Origin of the sequence: Actinoplanes sp. NPDC051861 (assembly GCF_040681145.1) — a bacterium.
GTDB lineage: Bacteria > Actinomycetota > Actinomycetes > Mycobacteriales > Micromonosporaceae > Actinoplanes.
Genome location: NZ_JBFAYE010000024.1, coordinates 146,600 through 166,495 on the forward strand (window position 1 = coordinate 146,600; position 19,896 = coordinate 166,495).

General features: G+C 70.1%; 19 protein-coding genes and 1 pseudogene. 8 read left to right on the forward strand and 12 right to left on the reverse strand.

The window, feature by feature from the left end:
• Positions 1-30: 30 nt before the first annotated feature.
• The 5 genes and pseudogenes from AB0M02_RS39815 to AB0M02_RS39835 form a co-directional block, all read left to right on the forward strand.
• On the forward strand, positions 31-678 hold the full coding sequence (locus tag AB0M02_RS39815; protein ID WP_364237046.1) for a helix-turn-helix domain-containing protein: 648 nt from the start codon (positions 31-33) through the stop codon (positions 676-678).
• Between the two features lie 71 nt (positions 679-749).
• Positions 750-1,277: a putative immunity protein gene (locus AB0M02_RS39820; RefSeq protein WP_364237049.1), complete on the forward strand. Its 528-nt coding sequence runs from the start codon at positions 750-752 to the stop codon at positions 1,275-1,277.
• Between the two features lie 35 nt (positions 1,278-1,312).
• Positions 1,313-2,002 (forward strand): LuxR C-terminal-related transcriptional regulator, encoded by a 690-nt coding sequence (locus AB0M02_RS39825; RefSeq protein WP_364237052.1) that lies wholly within the window; start codon positions 1,313-1,315, stop codon positions 2,000-2,002.
• Between the two features lie 71 nt (positions 2,003-2,073).
• Positions 2,074-2,751: a hypothetical protein gene (locus AB0M02_RS39830; RefSeq protein ID WP_364237054.1), complete on the forward strand. Its 678-nt coding sequence runs from the start codon at positions 2,074-2,076 to the stop codon at positions 2,749-2,751.
• 173 nt (positions 2,752-2,924) lie between these two features.
• Positions 2,925-3,211 (forward strand): annotated as a pseudogene (locus AB0M02_RS39835) (carbohydrate ABC transporter permease); the annotation flags it as partial.
• Positions 3,212-3,768: 557 nt separating this feature from the next.
• Here AB0M02_RS39835 and AB0M02_RS39840 read toward each other — a convergent pair.
• The 6 genes from AB0M02_RS39840 to AB0M02_RS39865 form a co-directional block, all read right to left on the reverse strand.
• The gene (locus tag AB0M02_RS39840) at positions 3,769-4,413 is read right to left on the reverse strand and encodes a hypothetical protein (RefSeq protein ID WP_364237057.1); all 645 of its coding nucleotides are present in this window, start codon (positions 4,411-4,413) and stop codon (positions 3,769-3,771) included.
• 170 nt (positions 4,414-4,583) lie between these two features.
• Positions 4,584-5,324: an ATP-binding cassette domain-containing protein gene (locus AB0M02_RS39845; RefSeq protein WP_364237060.1), complete on the reverse strand. Its 741-nt coding sequence runs from the start codon at positions 5,322-5,324 to the stop codon at positions 4,584-4,586.
• Positions 5,324-6,322, reverse strand: a complete 999-nt coding sequence (locus tag AB0M02_RS39850; protein ID WP_364237061.1) for an ABC transporter permease — start codon at positions 6,320-6,322, stop codon at positions 5,324-5,326. The genes AB0M02_RS39845 and AB0M02_RS39850 overlap by 1 nt, the downstream gene beginning before the upstream one ends.
• Positions 6,315-7,445 carry a sugar ABC transporter substrate-binding protein gene (locus tag AB0M02_RS39855; protein ID WP_364237064.1) on the reverse strand — a complete coding sequence of 377 codons (1,131 nt, stop codon included), beginning with the start codon at positions 7,443-7,445 and terminating at the stop codon, positions 6,315-6,317. The genes AB0M02_RS39850 and AB0M02_RS39855 overlap by 8 nt, the downstream gene beginning before the upstream one ends.
• Positions 7,446-8,615 carry an aldose epimerase family protein gene (locus tag AB0M02_RS39860; RefSeq protein WP_364237066.1) on the reverse strand — a complete coding sequence of 390 codons (1,170 nt, stop codon included), beginning with the start codon at positions 8,613-8,615 and terminating at the stop codon, positions 7,446-7,448. It abuts the gene before it with no gap.
• A 272-nt stretch (positions 8,616-8,887) separates the two neighbouring features.
• Positions 8,888-9,736, reverse strand: coding sequence for a helix-turn-helix transcriptional regulator (locus AB0M02_RS39865; protein WP_364237068.1), 849 nt, complete (start codon positions 9,734-9,736; stop codon positions 8,888-8,890).
• A 123-nt stretch (positions 9,737-9,859) separates the two neighbouring features.
• Between AB0M02_RS39865 and AB0M02_RS39870 the strand changes: the two genes are divergently transcribed.
• Positions 9,860-10,651, forward strand: a complete 792-nt coding sequence (locus AB0M02_RS39870; protein ID WP_364237070.1) for an SDR family oxidoreductase — start codon at positions 9,860-9,862, stop codon at positions 10,649-10,651.
• A gap of 303 nt (positions 10,652-10,954) precedes the next feature.
• Here AB0M02_RS39870 and AB0M02_RS39875 read toward each other — a convergent pair whose 3' ends face one another.
• The 6 genes from AB0M02_RS39875 to AB0M02_RS39900 form a co-directional block, all read right to left on the reverse strand.
• The gene (locus tag AB0M02_RS39875) at positions 10,955-11,125 is read right to left on the reverse strand and encodes a hypothetical protein (protein WP_364237073.1); all 171 of its coding nucleotides are present in this window, start codon (positions 11,123-11,125) and stop codon (positions 10,955-10,957) included.
• A gap of 244 nt (positions 11,126-11,369) precedes the next feature.
• The gene (locus AB0M02_RS39880) at positions 11,370-11,657 is read right to left on the reverse strand and encodes a hypothetical protein (RefSeq protein ID WP_364237074.1); all 288 of its coding nucleotides are present in this window, start codon (positions 11,655-11,657) and stop codon (positions 11,370-11,372) included.
• A 47-nt stretch (positions 11,658-11,704) separates the two neighbouring features.
• Positions 11,705-12,592: a carbohydrate ABC transporter permease gene (locus tag AB0M02_RS39885; protein ID WP_364237076.1), complete on the reverse strand. Its 888-nt coding sequence runs from the start codon at positions 12,590-12,592 to the stop codon at positions 11,705-11,707.
• Positions 12,592-13,500, reverse strand: coding sequence for a sugar ABC transporter permease (locus tag AB0M02_RS39890; protein ID WP_364237079.1), 909 nt, complete (start codon positions 13,498-13,500; stop codon positions 12,592-12,594). The genes AB0M02_RS39885 and AB0M02_RS39890 overlap by 1 nt, the downstream gene beginning before the upstream one ends.
• A gap of 1 nt (position 13,501) precedes the next feature.
• Positions 13,502-14,890, reverse strand: coding sequence for an N-acetylglucosamine/diacetylchitobiose ABC transporter substrate-binding protein (gene ngcE, locus AB0M02_RS39895; RefSeq protein WP_364237082.1), 1,389 nt, complete (start codon positions 14,888-14,890; stop codon positions 13,502-13,504).
• A 24-nt stretch (positions 14,891-14,914) separates the two neighbouring features.
• Positions 14,915-16,666, reverse strand: coding sequence for a serine hydrolase (locus AB0M02_RS39900; protein WP_364237085.1), 1,752 nt, complete (start codon positions 16,664-16,666; stop codon positions 14,915-14,917).
• Between the two features lie 109 nt (positions 16,667-16,775).
• Here AB0M02_RS39900 and AB0M02_RS39905 point away from each other — a divergent pair, with 109 nt between their 5' ends.
• Together AB0M02_RS39905 and AB0M02_RS39910 are read left to right on the forward strand one after the other, a co-directional pair.
• Positions 16,776-18,506: a glycoside hydrolase family 3 N-terminal domain-containing protein gene (locus tag AB0M02_RS39905; RefSeq protein WP_364237087.1), complete on the forward strand. Its 1,731-nt coding sequence runs from the start codon at positions 16,776-16,778 to the stop codon at positions 18,504-18,506.
• Positions 18,503-19,756 carry a DUF1343 domain-containing protein gene (locus tag AB0M02_RS39910; protein WP_364237089.1) on the forward strand — a complete coding sequence of 418 codons (1,254 nt, stop codon included), beginning with the start codon at positions 18,503-18,505 and terminating at the stop codon, positions 19,754-19,756. Before AB0M02_RS39905 ends, AB0M02_RS39910 begins: the two co-directional genes overlap by 4 nt.
• Positions 19,757-19,896 lie beyond the last annotated feature (140 nt).

Genomic DNA, 19,896 nt, shown 5'->3' on the forward strand with positions numbered 1-19,896 from the left:
CTGCGCTTGACGTCTCCAGCGGGAGGACGCATGGACTCGATGCTGGGACGGGCGATCGCCGAAGCCTTCGAGGGTTTCGACCTGGACGACGATCGAGGCGACGACGAGGTGACCACGCGCCTGCTGGACGCCGCACACTTCCAGTTCTGCCGCATCGGGATCCGGCGCTCCACCATGGAGGACGTGGCCCGCCGCGCCGGCGTCTCCCGGGTCACCGCCTACCGCCGGTTCGCCACCAAGGACGCGCTGGTCAAGCACGTGATCCGGCGCGAGTTCCGCCGCTACTTCAACCAGTTCCTGGTCGAGATCCAGCAGGCCCCCACCGCCGAGGACCGGGTCGTGCTCGGTTTCGTCAGCTCGCTGCGGGCCATCCGCCACAACCCGCTGATCGGCGGCCTGATGATCACCGAACCGGACGTCCTGATCCCGTCCATGATCGGCGACGGCGGCCTGATCATGGGCACGGTCCAGCGGTTCGTCGCCGGCCAGCTGCGCCAGGAGCAGCACGCGGGCAACATCTCCGCACAGGTCGACGTCGAGGTGGTGGCCGAACTGATGACACGGCTCTGCTGCTCGTTCCTGGTCACACCGAGCTTCGTCATCGACCTCGACAACGCCGACGAGCTGCGGCGGGTGGCCCAGCAGTTCCTGGCGCCGATGCTGCGCCCCCTCGATTGAGGCTTCCTCCACCGCCACCTGCGACAGAGCCGGAAAAGCCTCAACCGGCGCCTCAACGATAGCGTCGAGGCATGGAGCTCAGCACCGACGAGCTCCGCGACGTGGCGGCCTACGCTGCCGCCTGCGCGGAGCCGGCCCTGACGGTCTTCGAACAGGTCCGCCCGGACGACCGTCGGCCGCGGGACGCGATCGAGGTGGCGCGGACGTTCGCTGCGGGCGGCCGGCGCACCAGGGCGATCCGGGATGCCGCCTGGGCAGCGCAGAAGGCCTATCAGGAGTGCCGCGACGCCGGCGAGGAGGCGGCGGCCGAGGCGGCGCGGGCCGCGGTCGCGGCGGCGAGCGCGGCCTATCTGCACCCCCTGGCGAACGCGACCCAGGTGCTCCACATCCTAGGAGCGGCCGGTCACGCTGCGCGCGCCCTCGAGCTTCACACCAGCGACGGTACGGCGGGAGCCGCCCACCTGGAGAAGGCGCGCGCACTGGCCGGCCCCACCGTGGTCAACGTCCTGAGCCGATACCCGCAGGCTCCTCCCGGCCGCGGCCGAACCGGCGAGCTGGTGCGAACCCTGGACGCGGCGCTCAGAACAGCTCCCGGCTAGGCTCGACCCGCGTTCCTGACTTCGGGGAGTTGCCGATGCGCGTCACCGCCCGGCCGGGATCCTCGTCCGCCCGCCGGCCCGTGCTCGTCGCCGCCGTCCTGGCCGGTTGCTTCGTCTGGTCAATGATCATCGTCGGGCTGTCGTTCGCGATGGTCGAGCGAGGCAGCGGCCAGTGGTGGGCCATTCCACTCTTCGGCGCGTTCGTGCTGGCAGTCGCGGTGCTGGCCGTCCGCTGGATCCAAGCGCCCGCCTCCGGGCCCAGCGCCACACCCACCCCCGCGCCCAACGCCACACCCACCCCCGCGCCCAGCGCCACACCCACCCCCGCGCCCAACGCCACACCCACCCCCGCGCCCAACGCCACACCCACCCCCGCGCCCAGCGCCACACCCACCCCCGGGCCCAGCGCCGCGCCCACCTCCGGGTCCAGCGCCGCGCCGGCCTCCAGGGCCGGCGCCGCGCGGACGGATCTGCCCGCACCCGTGGCCGCTCCCGGTCCGGCGCGAGCCGGAGTGCGGCGCAAGCCCGCCGAGCCGCTGAGCTCGCGTGAACTGGAGGTCCTCCGGCACCTCGCCGCCGGCCGCACGAACGCGGAGATCGCCAAGGTCCTCTTCATCGCGCCCGGCACGGTGAAAGCGCACCTCAACCACATCTTCCGCAAACTCGAAGCGGCGAGCCGCCTGCAGGCCGTCACCCACGCCCACGAGGCCGGCCTGCTCGAATAAACCCCGTTCAACCCCCCGGTAGGCCATTCGGCAGATGCTGAGCCCCGCCGGCTCCTCCTAGCCTCCGGCGCATGAAGCAGCGCATTGACAAGATCGCACCGTACGCCCTTGTCACGATATTCACGGTCGTAGTGCAGGGCTTGTCCCTGATGGAGTTCCTCCCCCTGCCGCTCGCCCTCCTGGCCGGAGCCGGATGGGCCGTCCTCATCGGTCTCATCGCGCACTGGACCACCCGCAGACCCACATGGAGCGCCCGGGCGGAGGACGGCCTCGTCGCGCTGGGCTGCGTCACCATGGCACTGCTCGCATTCGGCGGCGCCATCGGCCTGCTGATGCTGGGCACCGCCCTGGACAGCTCCTCGATCACCGGCGAGTCCATGGTGACGATGTTCCTGCCAAGCATCCCCATCGCGATCGCCGCGAACCTCCCCACCGAACTGGTGATGATCCCGCTCCTGCTGGTCCTCGGATGGCGGCCGGGCACCCGCCGGCTCCTCTTCCTCACCGCCGCCGCGCTCTACTTCATCCACCGGATCTGGACGTATCTCGTCTTCGCTCCTGACCGCCTGGACTTCGCCGCGGCAGAACGCTCCACCACGCCGTTGACCGCGGCGCAGAAGGACGAGTTCGCCGCGGCCCTGCACGTCGACGACCCCCGGTGGATCCTCAACCTATTTGTCTTCGCGGTCTTCCTGGCTGCGGCGTTCATGCCCCGAATGCGGCATACCAACAGGTCCGCCGCCGCGTGAGCCGCGGTTTGTGTCAGCCGACCTGTCCAGCCTGCCGGGCGGACCAGTTCGTCAAGGTGGGACAGAGGGGGGTGCGGGTGCCGGCGCCCCGTCCAGACCAGGCCCGTGACGTTTTCGGGGTCCGCACCCGGGGTTGCCTCCTGCCCCGCGGCTCGGGTTTCCGCGAGGCGGGCCTGTTCTTCCGGGTGATGCTCCCGATGACCCGGCCCGGCCTGGTCAGCGTGGGCATCTTCAACTTCCTCTTCCAGTGGAACCAGTACGTGCTGATGCAGGGCGAGGGAACGGAGAGCCGGTGGGTGCTGGCGCAGGGGTTGACGGCGCTCGCGGTGAACGAGGGCTACCGGGGCGACTTCAGCGGCCTGTTCGCGGGCACGACGATCGCGATGCTGCGGTGCTGCTCGGCTACGTGGTCTTCCACCGCCAGGTCCAGAGCGGCTTGGCGGCCGGCCAACTCCGCTGAGCTAACGGTGCCGCCGGTCCCGCCGGCGGACGGCGGCGTCCTGAGTGACGCGCGGCCGGCGCCGCGCACCCACGCTCAGCGCCGAGCAAAACCAACGCGCCGCGCGGTCGTGACGGCCCAGCGCCGCCCGGCCGTGACGGCCCAGCGCCGCCCGGCCGTGACGGCCCAGCGCCGCCCGGCCGTGACGGCCCAGCGCCGCGCGGCGTGCTCCGCCCCGGGCGGCGACCCCGTTCAGGCCAGGTCCGTGACGTCCTCGAGGCCTGCACCCGGGGGTGCCGCTCCTGCCCGTGGCTCGGGTTTCCGCGAGGTGGTTGGTGGTGGTTCGGCTGTTCGCCGCAACGCGGAACATCGCTGCTGAGCTGGCGACCGTGAGTTTCCGCGTTCACGTGGTGTAGGGGTTATTTGGGTGACGGGTTCGGGCCGAGGGGCGTGAGCACGAGGGTCTGCGCGGGCGGGCCGGCGGCAGAGGCAGCCCTCGACTGGGCCATCGCCTTCGGCGAACCCCGGGATCGCCGCGCGGGTTGTAGTGGGTGTCGGCGGCGTGAAGTGCGATGGGTCTAGGTGCGGCGCAGGCCGTCCACCAGGAGATATGTGCCGAACAGGACGAGGCCGATGAGGGCGGCGCCGATCGGGTCGACGGCCATGGTGACCGATGTCGTCACCGCGACGTTGGCAGGTAGGTTCGAGGTCGACTCCGGTGGGAGGCTGGACGGCGGCAGCGGATCCGCCAGGCTTGACCAGGCTTCGGCAGCGGATGCGGCGCCGATGACCGTGAACGGGACGAGTATCGCGAGGCCCGTGAGGGCGGCGCGTGGCCGTGGCGGTGGCAACAGCACGAGCGACGCGGCGAAGGCTGTGCAGGCCAGCAGTTGCGCCGAGGCAGCGGCGACGGCTCCCAGCGCCTCCGCCCGCAGCCGTTGGGGATCGCTGTCGAAGGTGAAGACGCCCGAGCGGAGCGCGGCGAGCGAGGTCGCCAGCGTCCATGCCTGCAGCAGCGCCGCGACCGTGGAGCCGAGTAGCCCGGCCCGGACCAGCAGGCGGATCGCCTTCGGCTGGGCGCTGCCGGTCAGGACCGGGTGCAGGGCCAGCACAGCGAAGGCCACCACGTAGCCCGCTGCGAACAGCATGGGTGCTGCGAACAGCGCGCCGGACGCGGCAACCAGGCCGGCGGCGATCAGGGTTCCGGCGAGCGGGCGCGGCATCAGGACACGTTAGTCCGGGACGTACTCACGTGTCCGCGATCTCCGGAATTGTGCGTGGGCGCGCGGGATCTCATGGGCCGGTGGTGGCGACGGCTCGGGCGGAGGGCTGGGCGGTCCGAGCTTGCTGGGGTGAGGACGCGGTCGCGCGTACGCTTGCTTGGTTTTGATCTTCAGCGGCGGCGGTATTCGGAGACGACCAGTTCGGTGAGTTCCTCCAGGCTGGTTTCGGCGGCGGGTTTGTCGAAGGTTATTTCGCCGTGGCGGAGGAGGTTGACGCGGTCGCAGACGTCGAGGACCTGGGCGTAGTTGTGGGCGATGATGATGATGGAGACGTTGCCCCGCTGCTTGAGGTCGCGGATCAGATCGAGGATCAGGGCGCCCTCCTTCGCGCCCATCGCGGCCAGGGGCTCGTCGAGGAGCAGGATGCGGGCGTCGGAGTAGACCGAGCGGGCCACCGCGATGGCCTGGCGCTGGCCGCCGGAGAGTTTGGCGACCTCGACGGTGACGTCGGGTAGGTTGACGCCCATGTCCTTCAGGTGTTCCTCGGCCCGGCGGCGCATGGCGCGATTGTTCAACAGGGGCCAGCGGACGAGTTCGCGGTTGAGGAACATGTTGTGGTAGACGGAGAGTTCGTTGACCAGGGCCAGGTCCTGATAGACGGTGTCGATGCCGAGTGAGCGGGCGTGGTCGACGCTGCGCAGCACCACCTCGGTGCCGTCTACGACGATGTGGCCGGCGTCGGGGCGATGGAAGCCGCAGATGATCTTCATCAGGGTGGATTTGCCGGCGCCGTTGTCGCCGATCAGGCCGAGTACCTCGCCCTTGGCGACCCGCAGGTTCACGTCGCGCAGGGCGGTGAGCGCGCCGAAGCGTTTCGCCACGTTCACCACGCGCAGGGCGTCGTCGGTCATCAGGTCCTCCCCGCTCGCCGCAGTCTTGAGAGGTACTGGTTGGCGATCATCGAGATCAGGATGGCCAGGCCCAGGATCAGGTAGATCGTGTTGGCGCTGTAGCCGATCAGGTTGAAGCCGTTCTGCAGTTCGGCGAGCACGAGGGCGCCGAGGAACGCGCCGACGATGGTGCCGGAGCCGCCGGCCAGGGCGGTGCCGCCGATGACCGCGGCCGAGATGGCGTAGAAGGTCAGCGTCGTGCCGCCGCCGATGTTCGGGTCGATCGTGTTGATCCGGAAAGCCTCCATGATCCCGACCAGGCCGCCGAGGGTGCTGGTGATCATGAAGTTGCCGATCTTGATCCGGGAGGCGCGGATGCCCGCCTCGGTGGCGCCGACCGGGTTGCCGCCGACCGAGATGGTGTGCAGGCCCCACCGGGTCCGGGTGAGGATCACGTGGAAGACCGCGACGATCAGCAGCGCCCAGGTGATGCTCGCCCACGGCCCGGCGCCGAGCCAGGTCTGGAAGGTGCCCTTGGCGGGATCCGGGATCGGCACCGGGTACGCGTGCGAGGTGATCAGCAGGATGCCCTGGACCGCGAAGAACGTGCCCAGGGTGGTGACGAACGACGGCACTTTCAACTGGGTGACGATCAGTCCGTTGAACAGGCCGATGCCCGCCGAGATGACCAGGGCCACGAGCAGCGCGGGCAGGACCGGCACGGCGTACAGGTCGACGGCGAAGTGGAACAGGAACGGGGCGAGCGCGGCCACGATGCCGACGGACAGGTCGATCTCGCCGCTGACCAGGAGCAGGACGATGCCCACGGCGACGATCGCGACCGGCGCCGTGGCCTGCGCGATGTTGATCAGGTTGTTCTTGCTGAGGAAGACCGGGCTGGCCACCCGGAAGTAGATCATCAGTCCGATCGCGACGAGCAGCACGCTCGCCTCGCGGCGGCGCAGGAAGCCGTCGCGAAACCGGAGGCCAGCCCTGGTCCGGGTGGTCGTCTCAGCCATGCGGGATCGGCCCGCTGCGCTCTACGAGGACCTGGTCGGTGGCCGAACCCTGATACCGGGTCTTGGTGTCCTGGTACGGGCCGACGTTCTCCTTGGTGACGAAGAGCAGTCCGGTGTTCGTCTCGCTCGGTGACAGCAGCCCGCCGGACAGCTTGTAGAGGTAGAGCGCGACCACCGGCAGGAATCCCTGCAGGTAGGGCTGCTGGTCGATGGTGTAGTCGAGGCTGCCCTCCTGAATGCCGGTGAGGGTCTCCGGGATCAGGTCGAAGCCGCCCGCGACCTTCAGGCCCTTGGCGCGCATGTCGTACTTCTTGACGGTCTGCCCGACCGACGACGTCGAGCCGGCGTCCACGGCGAGCATGCCGGCCAGGTTCTGGTGGCCCTGCGCGTACGCGTCGATGATCGACAACCCGCGTGTCACGTCGGCGTTCGTGGCGACCGGCGTGAACGTGATCGGCTTGCCGGAATCCTTTATCGCCTGCTGGGCGCCGTCGATGCGGGGCTGGATGTTGAGGGCACCGGGTGTGGCGATGAACCCGGCCACCTCTCCTGACTCCAGCACCTGCAGTGCCCGCTGGCCGAGTGCGTAGCCCGAGTCGTACAGGCCCTGGCCGATGTACGCGAGCCGGTTCGAGCCGGTGTCGGTGCGCGCGCCGTCGGCGTTGTAGGAGACCACCGGGATCCCCGCGTCGAGTGCCTGGTCGACCGGCCCGCGGAACGCGTTCTGGTCGACCACGCAGACCGCGATGCCGTCCACCTTGGCGCTGACCGCGGTGTTCATCGCGTTCACCATCTCGGCGACGATCGAGTTCTGCGAGCCCGTCCACTGCGGCTTCTCGATGCCGAGCAGGGTGGCGGCGTCCTCCATCCCGTACTGGGTCGGCGTGAAGAACGGGTTGGTCGTCACGTGGTTGACGAAGGTGAACTTCCACTTCGGGGTGGCCGGGAAGTTCCCGGTGCTGCCCTCGGGCTGTTCCTCCTGCTGAGTGCAGGCGCTCAGCAGGGCTCCGGCGGCGAGGGACGCGCTGAACAGGCCGGTCCCGGACAGCAGCCTCCGCCGTGTGACGGGATTGAGGTCCAGGGTGGATACGGCCTCCTCGACCTTAGGGTGGATTTTGCGCATTTATCCTGCTCCGAATCGGTAAGTGGTCGTCGTCCGATAGGGCCGGTCGGGGCGGAGCACGGTCGACGGGAAGTTCGCGTGGTTCGGCGAGTCCGGGTAGTGCTGGGTCTCGAGCGCGAACCCGTCACCCTGGCGGTACGCTCGGCCGCTGGTGCCGTACAGGGTGCCGTCGAGGAAGTTGCCGGCGTAGAACTGCAGGCCCGGCTCCGTGGTGTAGATGCTGATCCGGCGTCCGCTGGACGGGTCGGTCGCCTGGGCGGCGAACCCGTACGCGTTGCGGTTTAGCACCCAGTTGTGGTCGTATCCGCGCCCGAACACCAGCTGCTGGAAGTCACCGCGGTTGCGCGCGCCGATCGGCGTGGCCCGGGTGAAGTCCATCGGCGTGCCGGCCACCCGGTCGATGGCGCCGGTCGGGATCAGCGTGGCGTCGACCGGGGTGTACCGGTCGGCGTTGATCTGCAGCTTGTGGTCCTCGATGGTGCCGGTGCCCTCGCCGCCGAGGTTCCAGTACGCGTGGTTGGTCAGGTTGACGATCGTCGGCTTGTCGGTGGTGGCGTAGTAGTCCATCCGGATCTCGTGCTGCGCGGTGACGGTGTAGGTGACCGTGGTCCGCAGCGTGCCCGGGTAGCCCTCCTCGCCGTCCTCGCTCGTGTAGCTGAGCCGCAGCCCGACGCTGTCCTTGCCGGTGACCGGCGTGGCGTCCCACACCACCTTGTCGAAGCCGACGTTGCCACCGTGCAGGTGGTTGGGCCCGTTGTTGGTGGCCAGCTGGTACGTGACACCGTCGAGCGTGAACCGGCCCTCGTCGATGCGGTTGCCGTACCGGCCGATGATGGCGCCGAAGTACGGCGCGTTGTTGCTGTCCAGGTATCCCTGGAGAGTGCTGAATCCGAGTGTCACGTTGGCGAGCCGGCCGTGCCGGTCGGGCGTCTCGACGGTCTGCAGGATTCCGCCGTACGTCAGGATCCTGACCCGGAAGTCGCCGTTGGTCAGCGTGTACCGCTCGACGGCCTCGCCGCCGACGCTGCCGAACGCCTCTTTCGTGATGGTGGGCTTTCCCTTGGCCTGTGACGACGGTGCGCCCAGGAGCCCGATGGTGATCGTCATGAGCACGACGATCGCCGCGGTCAGTGGCCCGCGGCCCTTGCGTAAGTGATCGGTTGCCGTCATGTCGTGCCTCGTTCCCTTGGGCATGTAGCCACGCCGCCGCCGGCGTGGCGGACGGATCTCGGGATGCGGGCCTCGACGGAGGTCGATGAACCGGCGCCGGGGCCGACCGGCTCGGAGCGCTAGCCGGTCCAGTAACGAGTGCTGTTCCGGAAGCTACCGCATACGTATGCGGTGGGGTAATCGGATGATCCGGCGGCCCGATGGGGTCAAGCGGAGGAACGCTCCCAGTTCAGGGGCCACTTCGCATGGCCGTCCCCGGTCGCCGGCGGGTGTCACCCTCGCTGCTGTCGCCAGGCTCCCGAGCCGAGCAGTTCCAGAGCGTGCCGGGACGGCGACGACGGCGCGGCGAGGAAGGCGATCAGCAGCTGGTCGGGGTCGCCGGGGAAGGTCATCGCCTCGGTGTCCAGAGTGAGATCGCCGACCAGCGGGTGACGCAGCGTCTTCGCCCCGCTGCTGAATCGGACGACCTTGCGCTGCGCCCACCACCCGCGGAACTCCCGGCTCTTCATGGCGAGCTCACCGACCAGCGCGGCCGTCCTCGGGTCGTCCGGGTGGCGGGCGGCGTCCATGCGCAGCGTGCCGACCATGTCCGAGGCGACCTGCTCCCACCCGTCGCCGAACAGGGAGCGGGCGCCCTCGTCGAGGACCAGCCAGCGGGTCGCGTTGCGATCGCGAGCCGGCATCGTGGTGAAATCGGCGAGCAGCAGCCGGGCGTTACGGTTCGCGACCAGCACGTCCGTGCGGCGTCCCAGGACCAGGGCCGGGGTGTCGCCCAGCTGCTCGATCAGCGCGAGCAGGCCGGGCCGCACCGACTGCGCCCTGGTTCCCGGGCGCCGCGAGGGCGGTGCTCGCCGGGCCACCGTGTGCAGGTAGTCCCGCTCGGCCGGATCGAGGTGCAGCGCCGTGGCGATCGAGTCCAGCACTGCCTCGGACGGCGTGATCGGCCGGCCCTGCTCCAACCGCGTGTAGTAGTCGACGCTGACCCCGGCCAGCGAGGCCAGCTCCTCGCGGCGGAGCCCCGGCACCCGCCGCCCACCCGGCGACGACACGCCCGCCTCCTCCGGGCTGAGCGCCGCGCGGCGTACCCGAAGGAATGTGCTCAGTTCGTCGTTGTGCGCCACCCGTTCATCGTCCCCCTCCCGGACCTCGCCCCGGGTGGCCCTGAGAGGGCCAGCTTCGCGCCTCCATCGGGCCTCACCGCGTGGGTTCATTGACGTGGCAACGACGAACAAGGGAGCAACACCATGTCCGAGACCTGGCTGATCACCGGTGCCACCTCCGGATTCGGCCGGCTGGTGGCCGAGCGCGCGCTGGCCCGCGGCGCCCACGTCCTCGCGGTCGGCCGCCGCGCCGACCGCCTCGCCGAGCTCGCATCCGGCGCACGAGTCACCCCGATCGCCCTGGACATCACCGCGCCGGACGCGCAGTCCGTGCTGCGCACCGCCATCGACGCCGCCGGCCGGCTCGATGTGCTGGTCAACAACGCCGGCTACGGACTGTTCGGCTCGGTGGAGCAGATCAGCGACGCCGACGCCCGCGCCCTGTTCGACACGAACGTGCTGGCCAATCTCGCGGTGCTGCGTGCCGCACTGCCGGCCCTGCGCGCCGCGAAGGGCCGCATCGTGCAGATGTCGTCGCTCAACGGCCAGTTCGCCTGGGCCTCCTCCGGCCTCTATTCGGCGTCCAAGGCCGCCGTCGAACTGTTCAGCGAGGCGTTGGCCCAGGAGCTTCAACCCACAGGGGTACGCGTGACGATCGTCGAACCCGGCGTCTTCGCAACCGAGTTCGCCGCCTCCCTGAACGTGGTTCTGCCCGACGACGTGTACGCGCCGACAGTCGGCCGATTCCTCCACGACTTCTCGCAGCTCCCGCCGAGCGCGTTCGGCGACCCGAACCGGGTGGCCGACGCGGTCCTGGAGGCGGTCACCATGGCCGAACCGCCGCTGCGTCTCGCCGTGGGCGCGGACGCCGTCACCGGCATCCGTACCTCCCTCCAGTCCCGCCTGGACGAACTCAACCGCACGGCGCCGAGCTAGGTCCCGATCAGCGCGGCCCTCGTCGGCGTCGTCCCGTTCGGTGCATACCTGCTGGTCGACGGCCTCCGACGCACCTGACGGGGACGCCGGCGTCCGCCGCGAGGCGGACCCGGATCTCTTCACCCGCCTTCCCCATGAGCAGCTTGCGCACCGTCTCCGCCCACCAGGTGGCGTGCCCTTCCGACGTGGGGATCCCGGCACGCTCCATGAAGGTGCCGATCTGCCGGAGCGACAGATTTTCCACCTGCCACAGCCGGGCGACCAGCTCCACGGTCTCGAGCGAGCACTGCCGCCGGCGGCCCATCACCGGCCCCCGCCGGTGCCGCCGCCCCCGGCCCCCTGGCTCGCGCTGCCCCCACCCGGGCCGGTGCCGACCCCCTCGGACGCCCGGTTGCTCCAGGCCTGGATCAGATTCTTGGTGCCGCCCCGCCCGCCGCCGTCGACGCCGACCAGGATCAGGATGTGGATGTCCAAGACGTGACGCCCCTTCACGTTTCACAGGGGCATCGCTGATCCCCTGCGAACCTCCGTCAAGACCGGCTGGGCGCGGGTGCGTGGATGAGCACCCTGCGGCACAGCCGGGTGGTGAGGCCGGAGTGCGGGGCTGGGCCCGCCGTTCCAGCGAGCACGCGGGCCGAAACCAACACGTGCCTGCCGGAGGGCGGAAACAGATCATCCTCCGGCGCGATGCAGGCGTCGGAGGTGCGAAGGAGATCGCTCAGCGCACCCCGACGATCACGCCGGAGGGCAGGCCAGGGCCACGAACCTGGCGAGCGGAACGGGTCGGGGTGTCGACCGTGACGAAGAGGGAACGGTGGGTCGGCCGCCGGCGGACCGTGAACAGGTCAAGAAAACAGGCACAGCAAAAGATGGCCGCGGCAAGGGCGGCGATCATCTTCTGCAACTGCCGGGCATGAAGGATCAAAGTCAGCCACAACCGGTCGACATCGCGGGTCGCAAACTCCCGGCAAGACCGCTGGGAGGGCTTCTCGGACCAGTCGCGCATGGAATCAGGCTAGACCCGCATTCGGCTGACAACCAAAAGTCTGGCACTCAGCGGAGTTGGCCGGCCGCCAGACCGCTCTGGACCTGGCGGTGGAAGACCACGTAGCCGAGCAACACCGGCAGCATCGCGATCGTCATCCCCGCGAACAGGCCGCTGAAGTCGCCCCGGTAGCCCTCGTTCACCGCGAGCGCCGTCAACCCCTGCGCCAGCACCCACCGGCTCTCCGCCCCCTCACCCTGCATCAGCACGATCGGCAGCACGTACTGGTTCCACTGGAAGAGGAAGTTGAAGATGCCCACGCTGACCAGGCCGGGCCGGGCCATCGGGAGCATCACCCGGAAGAACAGGCCGAAGTGGCCGCAGCCGTCGACCATGGCGGCCTCGGCCACGGAGGTGGGCAGGGTGCGGAAGAACGCGGTGAGGAAGAAGACCGTGAAGGGCAGGGAGTAGGCGGCGTACACCAGGGTTAGGCCGGGCAGGGTGCCGAGCAGGCCCAGGTTGCGGACGACGAAGAAGAGCGGGACCAGGGCCAGGAAGACGGGGAACATCATGCCGCCGACGAAGGCGAAGTACACGATGCGGCTGCCGCGGAAACGGTAGCGGGCCAGGACGTAGGCGGCCATCGCCCCGAAGAGCATGGTGATGACGAGCGCGCCGGTCACGACGACCGCACTGTTCAGGAAATATCGGCCTATGTGGGCTTCGTTCCATGCTCGCGCCCAGTTCGACCAGCGCAGCTCCGACGGCAGGCTCCACGGTGACGTCAGGATCTCGGTGTCGCTCTTGAAGGAGCTCAGCACCGCCCACACCAGCGGCACCGTCGTGGCGAGCGCCCAGAGGCCCAGGAACAAATGGGACAGAAACGCAGGGCGCGGTGACGACGGTTCAACCGGGGCGACCGGCGGTGCGGGCCGGGTTCGCGTCAGGACGGCCATCAGTGCTCCACCCGATCGCGGCGGGTGACCCGCAGGAACATGACGGCCACGGTCAGCGTCAGGAAGAGCATCGCCACCCCGATGGCCGAGGCGTACCCGAACTGCCCGTCCGCGAACGCCGTCTTGTACAGCCGGAGCCCCACCACGTCCGACGAGAACGACGGCCCGCCGTCCGTGATGATCTGCACGATCGCGAACCCGTCGATCGCGATGATCGCCAGATAGACCCAGGCCACCTGGATCGTGTCCCAGACCAGCGGCACCGTGATCCGCACGAGCGTCGTCAAGCGGTTCGCGCCGTCCAGCAGCGCCGCCTCGTACAGGTCGCGCGGGATCGACTGCATGGCCGCGCTGAACAGGACCACGTAGAAGCCGACGTTCATCCAGACGAGAACGGTCATCACGCACCAGAACGAGAACCGTGGATCACCCAGCCACGCCACCGCCAGCGAGTCCAGCCCGATCCCCCGCAACAGTCCGTTGATCATGCCGGTGTGCGGGGCGTACACCTCCTTCCACAGCACCCCGATGATCGCCACCGAGAGCACCTGCGGGAAGAAGTAGACGACCCGGTAGAAGCCCGCGCCGCGTACGCCGTGCACGCCCACCCGGTCGGCCCGGCCGCCCACGCTGATCATCGAGGCGAAGAAGAGGCCGAGCAGGATCGTCACGACCGGCAGCAGCAGGAGCAGGAGCGCGTTGTGCCGTATCGCGTTCCAGAAGTACCCGTCGCCGAGCAGCCGCCGGAAGTTGTCCAGCCCGACGAACTCGTACGACGGCGACAGCCCGCTCCAGTTCGTCCCGGCGATCTGGAACGCCTGGAGGTAGGGCGAGACGACGAAGACGACGTAGAGCAGCAGGGGCGGGAGCAGGAAGACGGCGATGAACAGCCGCTTGCCACGGAGCACGTCAGGGCCGCTCGTACTTCTTGACCGCCGGATCCTTGGCGAACTCGTCAGCGGACTTCTGCACCTCGTCGCACCACTGCGCCGCGTTGATCCGCTTCGCGAGCAGCGATGCCGTCGCCGCGTCCACCCGCTCGCGTTCCAGCTTGCGGTAGTACGACGAGTAGAGCCAGGTGAACGCCGTGCCGGACGATGCCTTGATCAGTTCGGTGACCGAGGTCAGGCCCGGCCCGAGTGTGATGCCGTCGCTGGATCCCTGGACACAGGTGAGGCTGCTGACCTTGCGGGTGAAGTCCGACGCACCCTTCTGGGACAGCATGACCCGCAGGTACTCGAGGCCGCCCCGGACGTTCTTGCCCTTGGCCGGGACGATGAACGGCTCGCTGCCCGTACCGCGGAACGCCTCGAACGGCATGGTGTCCGAGTTCGACAGGCGAGGAGTGGGCGCCACGACCATCTGGAAGTCCGGCGGTATGACCGCCTTCTGCTCGTTCTCCAGCCACGACCCGCACGAGACGAACGCCGCCTTGCCACGGCACCACTCGGTCTGCGACTGGACGTGGTCCATGCCCTCGGCGCCCGGCTGCAGGAAGCCGTCCACCGCGAGCTGGTAGTAGGCCTCGGCCGCCGCCCGGACCGACTCGTGCTTCCAGGCGTTCGGCTCCAGGTTGTCGATCGCCTTGATCACCTCGATGCCGCCCGCCTTTCCGGCCGCGGCGAGGATCGGCCAGCTCATGTACCGGGCGTGCTTGCCCGGATAGGTCCACGGCGCGATGCCCGCCGCCTTGATCGTCTTACAGAGGGCGATCATGTCGTCCCAGGTCTTCGGGTACGCCCACCCTTTCGAGTCGAACAGCTTCCGCGAGTACCAGATGCCGTAGGCCGAGTACGCGTAGTTCAGCGACAGGAACCTCCCGTCGTAGGAACCGACGTCGACGATGCCCGGCAGCAGGGTGTCGCGAACCTTCCGGGCCGGGTCGTCGAGGCTGGGCGCGTCGAGCAGTTGACCGAGATCGGTCAGGGCGCCCTGCGAGACCAGGCCGTTGAAGTCGATCTGGCTGCCGCCGGAGTTGTTCACCACGTCGGGCGGGTCGCCGGCCACGAAGCGCGGCTGCAGGGTCTCGGCGATCTGCTGGGTGGCCGAGTGCTTGATCTCCGCCTTCGGGTAGCGCTCGGAGTACATCGCCTCGTGCGCCTTGGCGTACTCCTCGCCGAAGCCGCCGTTGAAGATCACCACCTCGAGCGGCGCGTCCTCCTTCACGCCGAGCGGGTTCTCCGCGCTGGTCTCGCCCTTGGCGTCGTCGGTGGACTCGTCCCCGCCCATGGCGCATCCGGCCAGAGCACCCGCGGCGACGGTGCCGGCCGCGCCCTGGAGAAGGCCGCGCCGGCTCATCCGGTATCCCATATCGGCTCCCGATCAGTCAGTTGGTTTCCAGCCGTCGGCGGCGAGAACGGTGCGGCCGTCGACGAGGGTGGCTCCGGGCTCGGTGACGCGGAGCCGGTCGATGAGGACGCCACGCCCCTGCGAGGCGGCGTCGGTGCGGTAGACGAAGCGCAGCCGGGTGGTGCCCGCGGGCAGGCCGGCGGTCGCGCGCCACCAGCGGCGCAGACCGAATCCGGTCACGGTTCCGTCGCTCCCGAACCACGTGCGGCCGGCATGCAGGGTCATCGGCACCGGCGTCCAGGTCACACCGTCCGCGGACGACTCGACGGACGCCGTGTCAAAGGTGGGCTCAGTGTCGTACCAGAAGAAGAATTGAGCCCGCGCCCGCTCGCCTGCCTCGCGCCGCAGCGTCGCGGTCAAGCTCATCGCGGCGCTGTCCCGCTGATCGGTGCGCCAGGGCCTTTCGCCGCCGGCGGGGGCGTGGACCGGGTGGGCATTGGCAAGGGTACGGGCAAGAGCACGCCGAGCCACGGTGTTGGTTCCCCACGCCCGGTCCGGATGCACGCGGTTGCTCAGCAGAATGAGGAACGACTGGTCGAGCGGATCGATCACCACCGACGTCCCGGTGAAGCCGGTGTGCCCGAAAGTGATCGGCGACGCCATGCCGTCCATGTAGGTGTGCTTGGCGAGCTCGAAGCCCAGGCCGCGCGCGGTGTCCGGCGAGGCGGGCACGATGCCGGCGTTGTAGTTGACCAGCGCCTGCCGGACCATCGCCGCCGAGAGGATCCGCTTGCCCCGGTAGACGCCGCCGTTGAGCAGGCTCTGGCACAGCACGGCCAGGTCAGCGGCGGTGGAGAAGACCCCGGCGTGACCCGCGATGCCGCCGAGCGACCAGGCGTTCTCGTCGTGGACCTCACCACGGACGATCCCGCGGCCGACGTAGGGCTGGTACTCGGTGGCGGCCGTGCGCTCGACAGCCCGCGGCCGGTATCCGGTGTCGCGCATGCCGAGCGGGCCGGTGACCCCGTCGCGGACCGCGGCGTCGAGCGCCTTGCCGGTGACGCGCTCGACCAGCACGCCGAGCGCGATCAGCCCGATGTCGGAGTACACGTACTGGCGGCCCGGCACGGTGCCGGCGGTGACCGGCGTGGCGAGGGCCGCGGCCAGGCGCTCCTGCGGTGTCGGGTACCGGGAGTAGAACGGGGCGAACGCCGGCAGCCCGGACGTGTGGGTGAGCAGGTGGCGGACCGTGACCGCCTGCTTGCCGCCGGCCGCGAACTCCGGGACCGAGTCCGCGACCGGCGCGTCGAGGTCCACCCGGCCGGCCTCCACCTGCTGGAGCACGACGATCGTGGTGAACAGCTTGGAGATCGAGGCGAGGTCCCACAGCGTGTCGAGGCGGGCCGGGACGCGCTGGGAGTCCGGGAGTTCCTCGATCCCGGTGGCGCCGGCGGTGTAGCGGACCGCGTCGCCGACCGCGAAGTGCGCGACCACGATGCCGTGGTGCGCGGCGAGCACCGTGGCGCCCGCGTATGTGGGCCGGCCGAGATGGTCGGGCGTCTCCTCCAGGTAGGAGGCGGCGGCGCCCCGGAGCGCGGCGATCTCCTCCGGCAGCAGCCCGGCCTGGCGCGCGGTGCCCGGCCGCAGCACGTCGTGCCGGAACCGGATGTCGTCCGGGGTGACCGACGGTGCCGTGGCGGGCCCGGCGGGTACCGCGGCGGCCGGTGAACCGGCGGCCAGGCAGGCCAGCACGCAGAGCGGGGGCAGGAACCCGAGTCGAATCATCAACGCCTCTCCATACGTCGATCCGTCGAGAATGAATGTTTCCTTCACAACTCGCAAGAGTCATGAAGGTTATTGCCATAGCACGCCGGCCCGGCTACCTTCTGGCACCATGCGAATGCGTCCCGTCGCTTTCCTCGCACTCGTCGCCCTGAGCATCCCGGCGGCCGCCGCCCCGGCCGCCGGGAACCCGGCACGCTCACCCGTCGACGGAGTTCTGGCGCGGATGACGCTTCCGGAGAAGGTCGGGCAGCTGTTCACGACGTACGTCTACGGCAACGACGCGGCCACCCCGTCGGCTGCGGACGCCGCCCTCAACCAGCGTCTCTACGGCGTAAGCACCCCCGCCGAGGTCGTCGCGAAGTACCACCTGGGCGGCGTCATCTACTTCGCCTGGACGAACAGCCTGCAGAACCCTCGGCAGATCGCGACGCTCAGCAACGGGCTGCAGGCCGCGGCCACCGGCGTACCCCTGGCGATCTCCACCGACCAGGAGCACGGCGTGGTCACGCGCATGCCGGCACCGGCCACCCAGCTCCCCGGTGGCATGGCGCTCGGTGCCGGGCGCGACCCGGCCGGGGCGTACCGCGCCGGGCAGGTCACCGGCGCCGAGCTGCGCGCGGTCGGCATCACCCAGGCCTGGGCACCGGTCGCCGACGTCAACGTGAACCCGGCCAACCCGGTCATCGGGGTGCGCTCGTTCAGCAGCGAGCCGGCCCTGGCCGCCACGATGACCGCGAGCCAGATCCTCGGCCTGCAGCGCGGCGCGAACACCTCGGCCGCCGCCAAGCACTTCCCCGGGCACGGCGACACCGCCACCGACAGCCACACCGGCCTGCCGGTGATCACCCATACCCGTGAGGAGTGGCAGCGGATCGACGCGCCGCCGTTCCGCGCCGCGATCGCGGCCGGCGCCGACGCCATCATGAGCGCCCACATCGTGGTGCCGGCCCTGGACCCGGCCGAGGACCCGGCCACCCTGTCCCAGCCGATCATCACGGGGCTGCTGCGCGGCGAGCTCGGCTACCGCGGCGTCATCGTCACCGACTCGCTCGAGATGGCCGGGGTCCGGCAGAAGTACGGCGACGAGCGCGTACCGGTGCTCGCGCTGAAGGCCGGCGTCGACATGCTGCTGATGCCGCCGAACATGCAGGTCGCGTACGACGCCGTGCTGGGTGCGGTCGCCTCGGGTGAGCTCACCGAGGCCCGCATCGACGAGTCGGTGCGCCGGATCCTGACCCTCAAGCAGAAGCGCGGCCTGCTCACGACCGTCAAGCCGGTCGACCCGGCGGTGGCCGAGCGCTCGATCGGTACACCCGCGCACCAGCGCGCCGCGACGAAGGTCACCGACCGGACCGTCACGGCGATCCGCAACGACGCGAGGCTGCTCCCCTGGTCCGGTGCCGGCGAGAAGGTGCTGGTCACCGGGTGGAACTCCGGCACCTACAACAACGTCGCGGCGCTGGCCGGTGCGCTGGGCGGCACACCGCTGGTCGCGAATCAGCCGGACGCCGCGAAGATCACCGAAGTCGTGAACGCGGCGCAATCGCGGGATCTGACCGTGGTGCTGACCAACAATGCGACTGACACCCGGCAACAGGCGCTGGTCAAGGCCCTGGTCGACACCGGGCGGCCGGTCGTGGTGGTGGCGGTGCGCAACCCGTACGACATCGCGGTCCTGCCGGGCGTCACCACGTACCTGGCCACCTACAGTTACACCGGAGTCGCCATGGAGTCGCTCGCGAAGGTGCTGACCGGTGCCGTGCCGCCGCGAGGAAAGCTCCCCGTGGAGATCCCCGGGCTCTACCCGTACGGTCATGGTCTGACCTGGAGCGTGACGTGAGACGCCGTGGTCTCCTCACCGCGGGTGTCCTCGGCGGCCTGGCCGTCGCCGGGCCGGCGGCGGCGAAACCCGGCCTGCTCCCCCGTGTCCCGGTGCGGACCGGCATGGACCGGCTGGCCGCCGACGGCTGGAAGGCGGTCAAGGGCGAGCGGATCGGCGTGGTCTCCAACCCGACCGGGGTCGACCGCGAATACCGCCACCTGGTCGACCGGATGCACGCCGACGGGGTGACCATCGGCGGCGTCTTCGGGCCGGAGCACGGCTTCCGCGGGTCGGCACAGGCGGGCGGCAGCGAGGGCACCGGCACCGACGCGCGCACCGGGCTGACCGTCTACGACGCCTACCTGGCCACGCTGGACCGGTGGGTGCAGATGTTCACCGCGGCGGACGTGCGCGCGATCGTCTTCGACATCCAGGACGTCGGCGCCCGCTTCTACACCTACATCTACACGCTCTACGACTCGATGGCCGCCGCCGCCCGCCTGGGCCTGCGGTACGTGGTCCTGGACCGGCCCAACCCGATCGGCGGCCGCGCCTACGGCCCGATGATGACCGACGGCTTCACCTCCGGCGTCGGCCGCCTGAAGATCGTCCAGCAGCACGGGATGACCGTCGGCGAGCTGGCCCGCTTCTACAACGGCGAGTTCCTCGACGGCGCGGTCGACCTCGAGGTGATCACCTGCAAGGGCTGGACCGGGCGCCTGCGGGCCTCCGACACCGACCTGCCGTGGGTGCTGCCCAGCCCGAACATGCCCACCCCGGACACCGCTGTCGTCTACCCCGGCACCGGCATGTTCGAGGGGGTGTCGTCGCTGTCCGAGGGGCGCGGCACCACCCGGCCGTTCGAGCTGATCGGCGGGCCCGGTTTCGACTACCGCTGGTGCGACCGGGTGATCGCGCTGAACCTGCCCGGCGTGGAGTTCCGGGAGGCCTACTTCACACCCACGTTCAACAAGTTCAGCGGGCAGCTCTGCGCGGGCGTCGAGGTGAAGGTGACCGACCAGGCCGCCTTCGACCCGATCCGCACGGCCGCCGGGATGCTGGTGGAGGCCCGCAAGGAGGCGGCGTTCACCTGGCGGCTGGACTCCGCCCGTTACTGGATCGACCTGCTGACCGGTTCCACGCGACTGCGCACGATGATCGACGCGGGCGCGAAGACGGACGAGGTCACCGGGGCGTGGGCCGGCGAGCTGGCCGCGTTCGACGCCCGCCGCAAGCCCTACCTCCTCTATTCCCGGCTCGGCGCCTGATGGGCGCTGGTGAGCCGGGTGTGCACCACCGGCGGCACGGGGGCGCCGGTGAGCCGCCCGACAGCCAGGGCGGCGGCCCCGGCGGCGCCATCGAGCGCCTGCCGGGGAGGTACGGCGGTGCGCGCCGGGAGACCGGCGCG

Bases quoted from the DNA above. Each gene is read 5' to 3' on its own strand.
- AB0M02_RS39900 (WP_364237085.1), bottom strand. From the start codon at position 16,666: ATGATTCGACTCGGGTTCCTGCCCCCGCTCTGCGTGCTGGCCTGCCTG.
- ngcE (WP_364237082.1), bottom strand. From the start codon at position 14,890: ATGAGCCGGCGCGGCCTTCTCCAGGGCGCGGCCGGCACCGTCGCCGCG.
- AB0M02_RS39860 (WP_364237066.1), bottom strand. From the start codon at position 8,615: ATGACGGCAACCGATCACTTACGCAAGGGCCGCGGGCCACTGACCGCG.
- AB0M02_RS39840 (WP_364237057.1), bottom strand. From the start codon at position 4,413: ATGCCGCGCCCGCTCGCCGGAACCCTGATCGCCGCCGGCCTGGTTGCC.
- AB0M02_RS39870 (WP_364237070.1), top strand. From the start codon at position 9,860: ATGTCCGAGACCTGGCTGATCACCGGTGCCACCTCCGGATTCGGCCGG.
- AB0M02_RS39815 (WP_364237046.1), top strand. From the start codon at position 31: ATGGACTCGATGCTGGGACGGGCGATCGCCGAAGCCTTCGAGGGTTTC.
- AB0M02_RS39850 (WP_364237061.1), bottom strand. From the start codon at position 6,322: ATGGCTGAGACGACCACCCGGACCAGGGCTGGCCTCCGGTTTCGCGAC.
- AB0M02_RS39830 (WP_364237054.1), top strand. From the start codon at position 2,074: ATGAAGCAGCGCATTGACAAGATCGCACCGTACGCCCTTGTCACGATA.
- AB0M02_RS39845 (WP_364237060.1), bottom strand. From the start codon at position 5,324: ATGACCGACGACGCCCTGCGCGTGGTGAACGTGGCGAAACGCTTCGGC.
- AB0M02_RS39825 (WP_364237052.1), top strand. From the start codon at position 1,313: ATGCGCGTCACCGCCCGGCCGGGATCCTCGTCCGCCCGCCGGCCCGTG.
- AB0M02_RS39880 (WP_364237074.1), bottom strand. From the start codon at position 11,657: ATGCGCGACTGGTCCGAGAAGCCCTCCCAGCGGTCTTGCCGGGAGTTT.
- AB0M02_RS39855 (WP_364237064.1), bottom strand. From the start codon at position 7,445: ATGCGCAAAATCCACCCTAAGGTCGAGGAGGCCGTATCCACCCTGGAC.
- AB0M02_RS39820 (WP_364237049.1), top strand. From the start codon at position 750: ATGGAGCTCAGCACCGACGAGCTCCGCGACGTGGCGGCCTACGCTGCC.
- AB0M02_RS39905 (WP_364237087.1), top strand. From the start codon at position 16,776: ATGCGAATGCGTCCCGTCGCTTTCCTCGCACTCGTCGCCCTGAGCATC.
- AB0M02_RS39885 (WP_364237076.1), bottom strand. From the start codon at position 12,592: ATGGCCGTCCTGACGCGAACCCGGCCCGCACCGCCGGTCGCCCCGGTT.